Genomic DNA, 14,576 nt, shown 5'->3' on the forward strand with positions numbered 1-14,576 from the left:
CAATGGGTCGTCTGCCCATGTTGCGATAGCCCCGGTGAGGCCTTTCGTAATTGTAGTGATGGAGCCATCTGTCCAGATTCTCCTGTAGTTCCTCCACGGAGGTGTAGAAGGTGTTCCGGAAGGTCTCACGGAAGAACTCATCGAGAACGGTCCGGTTGAAGCGCTCCACAAAACCATTGGTCCTGGGGCGGGCCACCTTGGTTCGGCGATGCTCGATATCACAGAGTTCCAGAAAGATCTCGTAAGGGTGGAACATAGACCGGTTGTCGCCATCAATGTTAAATGTACCCGGAACAACGGAATAAAATGTCCTCCAGGATAAAACTTTTGGCATACCTTCAGGCAGCCATGATTGGGGAAGGGGATGTCCTGTTCACCCACGACACGCCCATCTCCCTGCAAGTCAAAAAGGGAGACCAATCAATTTGCATATTTCGGGTATCGCGTCTACGTCCATGCCGGCGCCTATAGCGGTCATGATGAGTTCCCCTTTTTTCAAAGAACATCTTATCTCCCATAGAATACCGCCCCCATATCCCATCTGGACGCAAGTGGCGTGATGGGTTCAGCAGGCGGTTACATTTGGAGTATCGGATTATTTATCAATTTCTTTAATTACGAGTTACGAGAATGCTGTTGATGCACGATCAGCCCTCGCACCCCCGTCAGATGAAACGGACGAAATGTGAGCCAAAAAGTTTTGGCTCTTTCCGATCGTGTGATCAGGGATACCCGGGGCGGGTCAATTTTCGTGAAAAAGGGGATGATTTTCGTGATAATGGGTCCCGTTTGAAGGGTTTTTGCCGGTGCCGAAGGGGCAAAAGCGGGGTTGTCTGGATGAACCCGGAGAATTTCCCACAGTTTTGGGAAGGACGGAGATCTCGCCGAGGATGGTCGGGTGCTGTCTCAAGAAATATCGACATAATAGCCGTTACAGGACAGATTTGCTGATTTTCTAATTGACATTCCTTTTTTTCTGAGATATGGCCTGTAACCCGTGAATGAACGTTCATTCCCTGTCGTATTGAAATGGAATCCGTCATGAAAACACCGGACAAACGCGATGATATCATGCAAGCGACTTTGGAACTCATTGCTGAACATGGCTTTCATGGCACCTCCATGGCCATGATCGGTGAGAGAGCGGATGTAGGGGCTGGAACCATATATCGATATTTTAAAAGCAAGGAAAACCTCATCAACGCGGTGAACCAGGAACTGACAGAAAAGATTGTTGCCTCTTTGCTGCAAGCCGGAACCGCCAAAGGGAAGCCCCTTCGGGAAAGATTTTTGTATCTGGCGACAGGGTTTTGCAAGTATCTGATCGACCATCCCATCCATTTCTGTTTTCTTGAGCAGTACTACAACTCCCCCTACGGGGTCAGTTTTCGCAGGGAAAGGCTTTTCGGTAAATCGAAAGACCATGACATATTCTTGGGTTTATTCGAGGAGGGGATCAAACAGAAGACACTAAAAGACTTGCCGCTTCCCCTGCTGTTTGCTTTGGCTTTCGGGCCTATCATTGCCATGATGCGGGACCATATTCTCGGGTTCATCGTTCTGAACGATACCCTGTTAAAAAAAACCGTAGAGGCCTGCTGGGACGGGGTGAAAAGGTAGGGGATTTTTTTAGGGAAGAAAACGGAATGAATGTTCATTCTAAGCGTGCAATCCGTATAATCATTATAGAGCTTGTTGCCTTATATCTCCAACGCGCTGATATGCATCTAGACTTGCCATTCAAATTTCACAATAGAGGTGTTTCATGCAGATGGGTAGAATAACAAGATGGATCATTGCTCTGGGGTTGATTAAAGGCTTGTTGCTGCTCGGCTGCGGGCAACAGTCCCCCTTAACCGGGCAGTCCCCGCCGGAGGTGGCCATCGTTGAGGTAAAGACCGAAAGGGTTTCGATTACGGCGGAACTACCGGGACGCGCATCGGCTTATCTCGTCGCGGAAGTCCGTCCGCAAGTGGGGGGAATTATTCAAAAACGTCTCTTCACAGAAGGGGCAGATGTCAAGGCTGGCGATGTGCTTTACCAGATCGACCCGGCGACCTATCAGGCCGCTTACGCCAGTGCAAAGGCTGCCCTTGCCAAGGCGGAAGCCAACGTGACGGCTGTTCGTTACAGGGCCGAACGGTACAACGAACTGGTGGCCCTTCGGGCGATCAGTCAACAGGACCACGATGACGCGATGGCCGCCCTCAAACAGGCCGAGGCGGATATCGAGGCGGGAAAGGCCGCTGTGGAAACCGCCAGGATCAACCTGGCCTATACCCAGGTCAAAGCACCGATATCGGGGCGAATCGGTAAATCATCAGTGACCGTCGGCGCCTTGGTAACGGCAAGCCAACCCGTGGCGCTGGCCACCATCCAGCAGATCGATCCCGTCTACATCGACGTCACGCAGTCAAGCGCAAGTATGTTGCGGATGCAGCAGAGTATGGCAGAGGGTACCCTCAAACGAGACAGCACCAACCGGGCAAAGGTCCGTCTGATTCTGGAAGACAACACGATTTATCCCCTGGAGGGGACCTTGCAGTTCCAGGATGTTACGGTCGATCCGACAACCGGCGCCTACCTCCTGCGCATCATATTCCCCAATCCCAAGCGCATTCTGCTGCCGGGGATGTACGTGCGGGCCATCCTGGAAGAAGGGGTCAACGAGCAGGCGATCCTGCTTCCACAGCAAGGCGTCAGTCGAGACCCGAAAGGGAACCCAACGTCGCTTATCATCGATGCCGAAGAGAAGGTCCAGCAGAGGACGCTGAAGCTGGACCGGACCGTCGGTGACAAATGGCTTGTTTCATCGGGACTTGAACCTGGCGACCGGGTCATCCTCGAGGGAATACAAAAGGTCAAGCCGGGTGTTTCGGTGAAAGCGGTTCCGTTTTACGCCAATGAAAAAAACAACGGCGGGCAAAACAAGCATACAGCTCCGTCGGCTACAAAATTGAACTGACGGAGGCCCCATGCTATCAAGATTCTTCCTGGATCGTCCGGTTTTCGCATGGGTCATCGCCATCATCATCATGGCAGTGGGCGTGCTGGCGATCCATAATCTGCCCATATCCCAGTATCCCCCTATCGCCCCGCCGTCCATCGCCATCAGTGCCTTCTACCCGGGAGCCTCGGCGGAAACCGTCGAGAACAGCGTGACCCAGATCATCGAACAGAAGATGACCGGCTTCGACAAGATGCTGTACCTGTCGGCAACCAGTGATTCGGCCGGCTCTTCCCGCCTCGAGTTGACCTTCGCCCCGGGGACCGACCCGGACCTTGCCTGGGCCCAGGTGCAGAACAAGCTCCAGCTCGCCATGCCGAGCCTGCCCGAGGTCGTGCAAAGTCAGGGCATTAAGGTCAGCAAAAGCACCCGGAATTATCTGATGATTATCGGTCTGATTTCGGAAGACGGGAGTATGGATGGGACCGATTTGCGCGACTACACCCAATCCAACCTGGAGAAGGTGTTAGCGAGGGTGCCGGGAGTAGGCGAAGTGGAAGTTTTCGGTACCCAGTACGCCATGCGCGTCTGGCTGGATCCCGATAAATTGACCAATTATCACATGACGATTCAGGACGTTGTTACCGCGCTTCGGGCCTACAATGTCGAGGTGTCCGCCGGACAGTTCGGCGGAACACCGGCGATGAAAGGCCAGCGTCTAAACGCGTCCATCATCGTCCAGAGTATGCTCAAGACTCCCGATGAGTTTGCCGCCATTCCCCTGCGGACCAATCCGGACGGTTCCATCGTAAAGGTGAGCGATGTGGGGCGGACTGAGCTTGGCACCGAATCCTACGATATAGAAGGCCTGTACAACGGAAAACCGGCCTCCGCCTTAGCTGTCCGGCAGGCTGCCGGCGCCAATGCCCTGGACACGGCAGAAGCGGTCAGGGCCAAGATGACTGAAATGAGCCATTATTTTCCGGCCGGCATGCGCGTCATTTATCCCTACGACACCACCCCCTTCATCCGGGTTGCCATCAACGAGGTGTTCAAAACCCTTTTCGAAGCGATCCTGCTGGTGTTCCTGGTCATGTGGCTTTTCCTGGGAAACATCCGGGCCACTCTGATTCCGACCATTGCGGTGCCGGTGGTGATTCTGGGGACGTTTGCCGTATTGGGGTTCTTCGGCTTCTCCATCAACATGTTGACCATGTTTGCCATGGTTCTGGCAATCGGCCTGCTTGTGGATGACGCCATTGTCGTTGTGGAAAACGTCGAGCGGATCATCAGTGAAGAAGGGCTTCCTCCCAAGGAGGCCACCCGTAAATCCATGGACCAGATCACCAGCGCCCTGATCGGCATCGGGCTGGTGCTGTCGGCGGTTTTCGGTCCCATGGCATTTTTCGGTGGTTCTACCGGGGTCATCTATCGGCAGTTTTCGATCACCATTATCGCCGCCATGCTTCTTTCCGTGCTGGTGGCTCTGATTCTTACACCGGTACTCTGCGCATCACTTCTTAAACCCGTGGCAGCCGGGCATGAGCCGGCAGAGAACGCGATTTTTTTCCTCCGCCCCTTCTTCTTGTGGTTTGATCGCATGTTCTTTCGTACGAGGGATCTTTATATGCGGCTGGTCGGCCATTCCATCGCTCACAAGCTGCGTTACTTGCTCGTTTTCATCCTCATCGTTGCGGCGATGGGCTTTTTATTCTTTCGCATGCCCACAGCCTATCTCCCGGATGAGGACCAGGGGGTTCTGATGATACAGACCATGCTTCCGGCCAACTCGAGCCTGGAACAGACCCAAGAGGTCATGGATCAGGTCAGGAACTATTTTCTGGAAGAAGAAAAAGAAGCGGTCGAATCGGTTATGGCGGTATCCGGCATCAGCTTCTCCGGTCGTGGCCAGAACTGCGGTTTGGCCTTTGTCGATCTGAGGGACTGGGATCTCCGGGATCGTCCGGACCTCAAAGTCACAGCCGTGGCCGGCCGGGCGATGGATAAATTTTCCCAGATCCGGGGCGCCATGGTGTTCGCCTTTGCGCCACCCGCGGTTATTGAACTGGGGACCGCAAAGGGGTTCGATTTTCAACTGCTGGACCGGGGCGGTCTGGGGCATGCCGAGCTCATGGCGGTACGGAACCAGCTCCTCGGCATGGCCGCACAGAGCCCCGTATTGACGAAGGTTCGCCCCAACGGCCTGGAAGATGTGCCCGAATACCGGATCGACGTGGACTGGGAGTAGGCCGGTGCCTTGGGTGTTCCCATCGCGTCGATTCACAACACGATTTCGGCGGCATTCGGAAGTGCCTATGTCAATGACTTCATTCAGGGGGGACGGGTGAAAAGAGTGTATATTCAGGCGGACGCCCCCTACCGCATGTTGCCCAACGATCTGGAAAGACTCCACGTGCGCAATAATGCCGGGACGATGGTTCCCTTTGCCTCTTTTGCATCGGGTCACTGGACTTCCGGTTCCCCAAACCTTGAGCGCTATAACGGCTTCCCATCCATCAATATTCTTGGCGAAGCGGCTGCGCACAGAAGTTCCGGTGAAGCCATGAAGGAGATGGAGGGGTTTGTCAGAAAACTCAAACAGGGTGTCGGTTATGACTGGACGGGGCTTTCCTATCAGGAGAAGATGTCGAGCTCTCAGGCGCCCCTTTTGTATGCCTTTTCCATTTTCGTGATCTTTCTGTGCCTGGCGGCGCTCTACGAAAGCTGGGTCATTCCCTTCTCGATCCTGCTGGTTTTTCCCCTCGGGATAATCGGCGGTGTTATCGCGTCGAGCATGCGGGGGCTGCCCAACGACGTCTATTTCCAGATCGGGCTTTTGACGACCCTGGGGCTGACCTCGAAGAACGCCATCCTGATCGTCCAGTTTGCCAAAGGTGGCATGGAGAGAGGGATGGGGCTGATCGATGCCACGCTGGAGGGAGCGAAATTACGATTTCGGCCTATCATCATGACTTCCCTGGCCTTCGGCTTCGGTGTCCTGCCTCTTGCTGTGGCGACCGGTGCCGGCGCGGGCGCCCAGAATGCCATCGGTACGGGCGTGTTGGGGGGAATGGTGACCGCCACCGTCCTGGTGGTGATCTTTTCTCCGCTCTTCTACGTGCTGATCGAAAAGGTGTTTGGTAAAGATAAGACTAAGACAGCCCAGAGAAAAGAAAATAATCCGTCAGAGGATTGATGATATGAATAGGATACGGATTCTACTAATAGGCTTGATCGTTGCCCTGCTTGGGGGATGCACCATGGCTCCGGCGTATAAACGTCCAGTCTCCCCCGTCCCTGTAGAATGGCCGACAGGCCCAGCTTACCAGGAGGCGACCGCTCTGTCCGAACCAACGGCGGAGCAGTTGCCGTGGCGTAATTTCATTACCGATGAACGCCTTCAAAAAGTTATCGAAACAGCTCTTGACGGCAATCGCGATCTTCGTCTTGCGGCCCTGAACGTCGAAAGGGCCAGGGCACTTTACGGCATTCAGCGGGCTGAACTGCTGCCGGTCATTCAGGCAGTCGGAAGCGGAAGCAAGGAACGGATCCCGTCTGATCTTTCCTCCTCCGGCACTTCTACAATCAATGAACGGTACAGCGTTGACCTTGGCGTCAGCTCCTGGGAACTTGATTTTTTTGGGCGGATCCGCAGCCTGAAAGATTGGGCCCTGGAGGAATACCTGTCTACGGATCAGGCCCGCCGCAACGCCCAGATCCTACTTGTGTCCGCAGTTGCCAATGCCTGGTTCACCCTTGCCGCCGACAGTGAGAATTTGCAGCTTTCCCGGTCCACGCTGGAGACGCAGGTGGCCTCCTACGACCTGATCAGGAAACGTTATGATGTCGGGCTCTCCTCCGAACTGGATCTTCGACGGGCGCAAAGTCAGGTCGATACGGCCAGAAGGAATGTTGCCATCTACACACAACTGACAGCGCAGGATGTAAACGCCCTGAACCTCCTGGTTGGAGCACTCTTGCCGCCGGAATTGATGCCGTCGGACTTAAACGGTGTCACGCCTCCCAGGGAGATATCTCCAGGCATATCCTCCATCATTCTCCTTCAGCGGCCTGATGTGCTGGCGGCGGAACACCGGCTCAAAGGGGCCAACGCCAACATCGGGGCTGCCCGTGCGGCCTTTTTTCCTCGTATTTCCCTGACAACCGCTATAGGAACCGCCAGCGCTGAATTATCCGGACTCTTCAAAGCCGGTTCCGCTACCTGGGGCTTTGCGCCGAAGATCGCTATCCCGATTTTTGACGCCCGCACCTGGTCAGCCTACGATGTCACAAAGGCAGAGCGGGAAATCTCCGTGGCCCAGTACGAAAAAACAATCCAGACAGCCTTTCGAGAGGTGGCTGATGCCCTGGCACGACGGGGAACCCTGGAAGAACAGCTGGCAGCCCAGCAATCCCTTGTGGAAGCCAACGCTGAGACTTATCGCCTCTCCCATGCCCGCTACATTCATGGTATCGACAATTATCTGAGCGTTCTGGACGCCCAGCGGTCCCTCTACAGCGCCCAGCAGGTCCTGATTGATCTTCGCCTGGCTCGGGTTTCCAATCTGGTAACGTTGTATGGGGTGCTTGGAGGCGGGGATGAGTAATCCGGTCTTTATTTGAAGGTTGATGCCCAATAGTTGCCTGATTTTGCTTCTGATGCGGAATTTAAGTTTTTCAGCGGCCCTTTCTGTAGAGGTGAAGACAACGATATTTTTCGGTTTGGCCAAAATATTTCAGAACGAGCCCCGAAAAAGCGGCGCCGGTCAGCATAGTCGTACTTCAAGAGGCTTTCGCTGAGATGAGAAAACAATATGCCCCTCCGGGAATGATTGACAGTACATGGACTTATGCTGTATTCACCAGATGAGGAATACGTTTGATCATGTCATGAAAATCTTGAGAGAAACGAGGAGTGTGCTATGTCCGGTCTTCAGAGCTATATGAAACTGTTCAATTTACCCGGGGAATGGGCCTCTCGGTCATACCCGCGCCATGCTGATCTGGCACCAAGGGGGGATGACTATCTTCCCTATCTTCGAGATCTGGATTTTATTATACGTACCCACAGTCAGCATATCACCGGTGCGATACTGAACAACTTCCGGGAAAATTCAGAAACCCTGCGAAAAATCGTCTCGTCATTGGGGCAATCAGCCCTGGCTCGCCCCTGGTACGATTACTGGGTGGACGCGGCCCAGCGAGGTGTGCTTTATACCGATGCCTTGCGCCGGCGGGCCAATTATTTTGTTGAACATGAAGAAGGCAGTGAAAAGACCGTACTGAGTTGGGACCATGTTGTGATTGTGGATGGCAGGGAGTTGCCCCGCCCGGTCAACTATTCGCTGGTGCGGATTATTCCGCCCAAGGGCTTCAAGGTCCGTGAAGACGGACGGCCCTATATCATAATCGACCCGCGTGCGGGGCATGGTTCAGGTATCGGCGGTTTCAAAGATGAGAGCGAAGTCGGTGTCGCGATTCAGCATGGACATCCGACCTACTTCGTTACCTTCACACGTCTGCCTGTTCCCGGTCAAACGATTGCCGACGTTACCGCCGCCGAGGCGTATTTTGTCCGCGAGATACGGCGAAGACACCCCCACTCACCGAAGCCGGTCATTATCGGTAATTGTCAGGGTGGTTGGGCGGCGATGGTTCTGGCGGCAACCGCCCCTGACATTACGGGACCTGTCGTGGCAAACGGTGCGCCCCTGTCCTACTGGGCCGGCCAAAAAGGAAAGAACCCGATACGCTATCTCGGCGGCCTGGTCGGTGGAGCCGGCATGGTCCGGCTGATGTCGGATTTGGGAAACGGCCTCTTTGACGGTTCCAGCCTGGTGTTGAATTTCGAATGTCTGAATCCGGGTGAAACCTGGTGGCAAAAATACTATCGGCTCTGGCATAACATCGACACGGAGGTTCCGCGTTTTCTCGGCTTTGAACGCTGGTGGGGGAACTATTACTACATGACCGCCGATGAAATCAGCTGGATCGTTGAAAAACTTTTTATCGGTAACAGGATCGTGCGCGGTGCCGCCAATCTCGACGAAAGGACCCATGTGGATCTGCGGCAAATCCAGGCTCCGATTGTTGTCTTTGCCTCCCACGGAGATCATATTACGCCCCCGCAGCAGGCCCTGGCATGGATTCCCAATCTCTACGCCGATGTCGAGGAGATTCGTGCCCGTGGCCAGCGTATCCTCTACACGTTGCATGATACGGTCGGTCATCTCGGTATCTTTGTTTCTTCATCTGTTGCCGTGAAAGAACACGAACAGATCGTGTCGACATTGAAGACGATCGAGGCCCTGGCTCCGGGGCTGTATGAGATGGTTATCACGGAGGAACACGGCGAGGGGGCCGATAAAAAATTCCAGGTGGCCTTTATGGACCGCACGATACCGGAGATGATGGACCAATGTGGCGGGGATGACTCCAATCTGCCCTTCGCCGCCGTTGCCCGTTATTCCGAACTGGCCGTCGAAATGTATGACCTGATGATGCGGCCGATCGTACAAGCCATGAGTAACGAAGTCAGCGCACAGGTATTGGCCAATGCCAGTCCGATGCGCTTCCGGCGCTGGCTCGAAAGCGACCGCAACCCAATGATGCCCCCGGTTTCTTTCCTGGCCGATGAAGTGAAAAAGCAAAGGAAAGCCGTGTCCGACAATAATCCCTTTCGGATGGTGGAGCAATTCAACGCCGGCCTGATCAGCCAGTGGTGGGATGGCGTACGGGAAACGCAAAATGCCCTGACCGAATGGAATTTCCATGTACTTTGGGCATTTCCGCCGATACAGACGTTGGGTAAAGGGCAAAGCCGCACGATAAGCGAAGCGCCACAGGAGGAACTGAGTACCCTGGCTAGCGTACAGGATGCCCTGGACCGCATCAGTACCGGAGGTTTCGCAGACGGAATCGTGCGTATGCTGATTTTCCTTGCCCGGTCAGGGAAGCGGGTACGCCGGGATCGCCTGGAACGGGCCAGTCAGATGATGGGAACAATAGAGCCTTTTGTCAGTATGCCGCCGAAGCAGTTGACGCGGATGATTCACAGGGCGAGTCTGATCGTGGGTTTTGCCCCTGAAGAGGCCATGGCAACGTTGCCGGAGTTGATTCGCACGCGGGAAGCGCGTCAGGATGCCTTGGCCATCTGCGAAACGATCGCGGGTCCCCGTGAGGAGATGACGCCGGACACCCTGGAAATGATGAACCGTCTGGCCATGGTCCTGCAGGATGAGCGGTTTGGCGACCGACGGAAAAAAAGGCCCGCAAAAACCGCAAAAATCGGTTAGCCGGTTGAAATTTCCGTATTGCTGTCCATTTCGTTGACAGGTGAATCAACGCGAGGGAAAGCCTTATCGGGCCTCAACCATTATTCGATTGACAGGCATCGGTACCTACGCCTATAGTCCCGTCATTCACAAACACGTTATCCGGTGTCTGTTTCAGAAAACTCATCCTCAAAGGAAATACTTTTCACCGGGAGCCATCTGGTATTATGCTCGTTTTCTTAGCGCGGCCCGATCGGGGTTTCGTTGTGGTCATCTTGATCATATTGATGTCCCTGTCTATACCTTTGTTGTCGTCCGATTGTCTTGGTCAGGAGGCCAAGAAGCCATACCCCGCCGTTTCTTTGGATATCCCCGAGGAGATGGTGTTTGCGGGAACGGTTATCCCGTTGAACCGCTATGATATGCGTGAACGGTATGACCGTGAACAAATGGCTTTTACCTATGCCCACGCTTCGACTCTTGTAACGATCAAGCGGGCGAACCTCTATTTCCCGATTATTGAAGCGATTTTGAAAGAAAACGGTATTCCCGAGGATTTCAAATATCTGGCTTTGGTGGAGAGCAATTTCAATACCCGGGCTTTCTCATCGGCCAAAGCGGCGGGGATCTGGCAGTTCATGCCCGAAACGGGCAGGCAGTACGGACTGGAAATTTCAAGTGACGTTGATGAGCGTTATCACATTGAAAAATCCACCATGGCGGCCTGCCGTTATCTGAAAGATGCCTACGATAGATTCGGTGACTGGGCGACCGCTGCCGCCTCCTATAATGCCGGTATGGGGCGCATCAGCACCGAGCAGTCGGTACAGCAGGTTGGCAGCTTTTTTGATATGCTCGTTTTTAGTGAGACCAGTCGTTATGTTTTTCGTATCCTGGCAATAAAAGAGATTCTCAAAAATCCCCGGAAATACGGTTTTTATATAAAGCGGGAGCACCTGTATCCGAGTATCGGTTATTCCGAGGTGACGGTGAACGGGCCGGTGGAGAATTGGGCCGAATTTGCCAAGGCTTTCGGTATCACGTATGCCCAGCTCAAGGATTTCAACGTCTGGATTCGAGGTAACAAACTGGAAAACAAGGATTGGAAATCCTATGTCGTGCGTATTCCCTGCAAGGAAGACCTGATGTTCGATGTCAAGAAAATCAAGGTCTACCAAAAAAACTGGGTGGTCGATTGATGAGCAGTTTAAGACCATCTCTTTGAGGGGAAGAAAACGGCATGGATTTTCCCGGATTGCTGAATGCGGTGATTCTCGGCATTGTCGAGGGGGCTACGGAATTCATTCCCGTATCTTCGACGGGTCACTTGATTCTTTTCCAACATTGGCTCGGGTTTACCGGTGCCATGGAAAACGCATTCATTATCTTTATTCAATTAGGTGCGATTTTTGCCGTTGTCTGGCTCTACAGGAAGAAATTTCTTTCCGTGGCAATGAATTGGCCGCGAGACGCCGAGGCCCGTCTGTTGATCGTAAATCTTGTCATCGCGACTGTCCCGGCTGCGGTCATCGGCTTGCCTACAGAGGCGTGGATCGAGAGACATTTCTTCAAGCCCGTTCCCGTGTCTTTGGCCCTGATTGTCGGCGGTGTGGCCATTCTCATGGTGGAAAAATGGTGCCGGCGTCCCAATATTGAAAGCGTCGACCGCATTCCCATGAAAAAAGCGTTTGGCGTGGGGGTTATTCAGGTGCTGGCCATTCTTTTCCCAGGGATTTCACGTTCAGGAGCCACGATTATGGGGGGGATGGTGATGGGGCTTTCGCGGGTGGCTGCCACGGAATTTTCTTTTTTTTTGGCCATACCAGCGATGCTGGGCGCCTCTTTGATCAAGTTGGCCAGTCATCGGGAGGTGATTTCCTTAAGCGATATCCCTTTGTTCGGGCTTGGCTTCGTCGTTTCTTTTGTGGTTTCTCTCTTTGTTATTCGCGCCTTGCTCTCTTTTGTTTCCAGTCATGCGTTTAACGTGTTTGCGTGGTACCGGATTGTTTTCGGCCTTGTTCTCCTCGTCTGCTGGGGATACGTGGGCGTTTCCTAACCCGGTTTTACGGGGAAGACAACCACGGATGTAGCAATCTTTTCTCAAATCATACCTGAGAGGACAAAGACAGAATGATGAAGGGATGCCTTTTCATAGACTGCGACGTCCCGTTTCTTTGCGGATAGCCTCGCAGACCCAATCTCTTAATTGCTCCGGATCAACTCGCAGGCGAGATGAAATAGTCTGTCCATAACCCTCCAGAAAAGCGTCCGCCTCATCATGGCCGATGTGATGGCCGTCACGACAGGTGCGCCGGTAGGATCTTGCCAACGAGTTGAGGCAATAACTTTTTAAAAACAAAGCCTTCCAGGGCTTGGACGTTTCCCGGTCGATCAGAACAAGTCCCTTGTCTGTCAGAATGAGATCCTTCAAGCGCACCGGATGAAAAAATCCTCCGGCATGCAGCCGTCCGATCAGTTTCCCTGTTTCAAACGCCAGTGTATATCGTTCGCGTTCGGATGAAGAGTTGAACAAGTCCACCACTTCCTGTCCGGAAACGTCCCTGACAAGCAGAAAACCGCGGACTTTGAGCCAGCCTATGGACTCCTCTCCCCAAGCCATGGGTTCCATGGCGGCAAAGCCGGAGGATTGCAAGGCTTGAAGCAATTTAACCTCGCGCAGTGCGTCTGATCGCGGTCGGCAAAACCAAAAAAGCATACGCAGGTGAGGCAGCAGGGATTCATTTCCGCTCCGTTTCAAAAAGAAAACCTGTCCGCCCTCTTCAATACGACGCACTTCCCTGCCGTCATGGTCTTGTGAAACGGGGACGCCGACATCACTGTCCAACCAAAAAGACAAGAGGTGCCCCTGCGGGAACAGGGCCTGCACGGACGGGTCAACATGGCATAAACTAAACATGGATTTCTCCGGAAAAAAATTGCAGAGGCATATCTGACAGCCCGATCACGATGATTAGGCCGAATGAAACACCGGGAATGAAAAACAATTCACTTGCGCCAATAATTATTGGCCGCAGCGATTGTTTGGAAATTTATGGCGACGATCTGGGATGCCGCCATAAGGGCATTCGCGTCCTCTGAGTATATGGGGCGAAGCTTTTTAAGTACATCCGGGTCCGGCTGTGTGTACTTGACGCCACGCCTGCTTAGAGTGATTGCGAGTTCGAATCCCGCTTGAGGTGTGTCGGTGATCAGCGTGGTAAGCCATGTCTCGGTCATTATCTGAACCTCCCTTTGTGATCATTTATAGAATAACCAGACTACACGATCCAACATCCGAATTCAACAATCCTTTACCCTCAAATATTTCCTCCCCGGTTATTTTTTATCTTTAATATTATGAGACATCAAGAGCGAGCCTCTCTTCTGTTGAGGTTGCGGCAATAAGACTAAAAACGTCTGGTGCAACCTTGACACATCTTTGAATGGATTTACGCAACGGCAAGGGGCCGGGTATAAAACCACACCGCCGCCATCGGACACCGGGATCCGCATTCGTTTTTCTGGGTGAACAGTGTGATGTGCCGGGAACCAGCGAGGGAAGCATCAGACCCGCCTTTCTATCTGGGGGGGGTGGCAGGTCTGATGCTGAGGAAAGATTGTTTCAGGAGCGTTTTCGTCCACTCTCTGTTTTTGTTCTCGTATCCTTAGCGTATAATTGCCACCGCGCAGTGGGCATACCTGACAACATCGTCGGCGACACTACCGAGCAACATTCTCTTGACTCCCCTTAAACCACGGCTTCCCATGAAAATGTAATCGATTCCCCTGTCCTCGGCAACGTTGACGATTTGCTGGGCAACCGGGCCCTCCACCAAAAGGGTTTTGCAATCCACACCTTGATCGTTGAGAATTTTCTGGGCGCTCGTCAGGATTTTCATCCCTTCTTCTTCTCTCTCTTTGTAAAGAGGGGTATCCGGTATTCCGGAAAGTGGAACGATGTCCTCGATAACATACAGCAATAATAATTCACAATCGGACATCTTTGCGTAACGGGCGCAATGAGCCAGCACCAGATCCGTCATCGCTGAACCATCAATTGCCGCCATGATTTTTATGGCTTTCTTTTCACTTTTTTTTTCCATGTGTGCCTCCGGATAATTTTGAACAATCTGATCTTCTTGGAGAGACATCTTATTAAACAAGACAGTACATATCAATACTGGTATGATACCAGTTTATTGCTGGTAATTAGCACATAATAAGAATTATTTATAAATTACATACGGTGGAATATTTTATCGGGAAAAAGAAAGAGAAGTTGTTGTTGAAGAATAATTTATATATATACATAAATTTATTATGATAATTTCATATTCATCCAGAACGGCCAATAC

General features: G+C 52.8%; 9 protein-coding genes and 2 pseudogenes. 7 read left to right on the forward strand and 4 right to left on the reverse strand.

Going from position 1 to position 14,576, the window contains the following annotated elements:
* Nucleotides 1-250, reverse strand: a pseudogene (locus tag GX147_10105) (transposase).
* A 791-nt stretch (nt 251-1,041) separates the two neighbouring features.
* Here GX147_10105 and GX147_10110 point away from each other — a divergent pair.
* From GX147_10110 to GX147_10140, 7 genes and pseudogenes are all read left to right on the forward strand, one after another.
* Nucleotides 1,042-1,620: a TetR/AcrR family transcriptional regulator gene (locus GX147_10110; GenBank protein NLN61025.1), complete on the forward strand. Its 579-nt coding sequence runs from the start codon at nt 1,042-1,044 to the stop codon at nt 1,618-1,620.
* Nucleotides 1,621-1,765: 145 nt separating this feature from the next.
* Nucleotides 1,766-2,965, forward strand: a complete 1,200-nt coding sequence (locus GX147_10115) for an efflux RND transporter periplasmic adaptor subunit (GenBank protein ID NLN61026.1) — start codon at nt 1,766-1,768, stop codon at nt 2,963-2,965.
* Between the two features lie 10 nt (nt 2,966-2,975).
* Nucleotides 2,976-6,143 (forward strand): annotated as a pseudogene (locus tag GX147_10120) (efflux RND transporter permease subunit).
* 4 nt (nt 6,144-6,147) lie between these two features.
* Nucleotides 6,148-7,554, forward strand: a complete 1,407-nt coding sequence (locus tag GX147_10125) for an efflux transporter outer membrane subunit (protein NLN61027.1) — start codon at nt 6,148-6,150, stop codon at nt 7,552-7,554.
* Between the two features lie 336 nt (nt 7,555-7,890).
* The gene (locus tag GX147_10130; protein NLN61028.1) at nt 7,891-10,242 is read left to right on the forward strand and encodes a DUF3141 domain-containing protein; all 2,352 of its coding nucleotides are present in this window, start codon (nt 7,891-7,893) and stop codon (nt 10,240-10,242) included.
* 206 nt (nt 10,243-10,448) lie between these two features.
* Nucleotides 10,449-11,420, forward strand: coding sequence for a lytic transglycosylase domain-containing protein (locus GX147_10135; protein NLN61029.1), 972 nt, complete (start codon nt 10,449-10,451; stop codon nt 11,418-11,420).
* A gap of 41 nt (nt 11,421-11,461) precedes the next feature.
* Nucleotides 11,462-12,277, forward strand: a complete 816-nt coding sequence (locus GX147_10140) for an undecaprenyl-diphosphate phosphatase (protein NLN61030.1) — start codon at nt 11,462-11,464, stop codon at nt 12,275-12,277.
* Nucleotides 12,278-12,370: 93 nt separating this feature from the next.
* On the opposite strand, the gene GX147_10145 is transcribed toward GX147_10140, so the two are convergent.
* The 3 genes from GX147_10145 to GX147_10155 all read right to left on the reverse strand — a co-directional run bounded on the left by GX147_10145 (nt 12,371) and on the right by GX147_10155 (nt 14,324).
* A complete protein-coding gene (locus tag GX147_10145; GenBank protein ID NLN61031.1) occupies nt 12,371-13,138 on the reverse strand; it encodes a hypothetical protein in 768 nt (255 codons plus the stop codon).
* 89 nt (nt 13,139-13,227) lie between these two features.
* Nucleotides 13,228-13,458: a peroxidase gene (locus tag GX147_10150; GenBank protein NLN61032.1), complete on the reverse strand. Its 231-nt coding sequence runs from the start codon at nt 13,456-13,458 to the stop codon at nt 13,228-13,230.
* Nucleotides 13,459-13,886: 428 nt separating this feature from the next.
* Nucleotides 13,887-14,324 carry a universal stress protein gene (locus GX147_10155; GenBank protein ID NLN61033.1) on the reverse strand — a complete coding sequence of 146 codons (438 nt, stop codon included), beginning with the start codon at nt 14,322-14,324 and terminating at the stop codon, nt 13,887-13,889.
* Nucleotides 14,325-14,576 lie beyond the last annotated feature (252 nt).

Source organism: Deltaproteobacteria bacterium, from assembly GCA_012522415.1.
Taxonomy (GTDB): Bacteria; Desulfobacterota; Syntrophia; order Syntrophales; family JAAYKM01; genus JAAYKM01.

Coding starts and splice junctions, on each gene's coding strand:
- GX147_10155 (NLN61033.1), bottom strand. CDS start 14,324: ATGGAAAAAAAAAGTGAAAAGAAAGCCATAAAAATCATGGCGGCAATT.
- GX147_10110 (NLN61025.1), top strand. CDS start 1,042: ATGAAAACACCGGACAAACGCGATGATATCATGCAAGCGACTTTGGAA.
- GX147_10115 (NLN61026.1), top strand. CDS start 1,766: ATGCAGATGGGTAGAATAACAAGATGGATCATTGCTCTGGGGTTGATT.
- GX147_10130 (NLN61028.1), top strand. CDS start 7,891: ATGAAACTGTTCAATTTACCCGGGGAATGGGCCTCTCGGTCATACCCG.
- GX147_10145 (NLN61031.1), bottom strand. CDS start 13,138: ATGTTTAGTTTATGCCATGTTGACCCGTCCGTGCAGGCCCTGTTCCCG.
- GX147_10140 (NLN61030.1), top strand. CDS start 11,462: ATGGATTTTCCCGGATTGCTGAATGCGGTGATTCTCGGCATTGTCGAG.
- GX147_10135 (NLN61029.1), top strand. CDS start 10,449: ATGCTCGTTTTCTTAGCGCGGCCCGATCGGGGTTTCGTTGTGGTCATC.
- GX147_10125 (NLN61027.1), top strand. CDS start 6,148: ATGAATAGGATACGGATTCTACTAATAGGCTTGATCGTTGCCCTGCTT.
- GX147_10150 (NLN61032.1), bottom strand. CDS start 13,458: ATGACCGAGACATGGCTTACCACGCTGATCACCGACACACCTCAAGCG.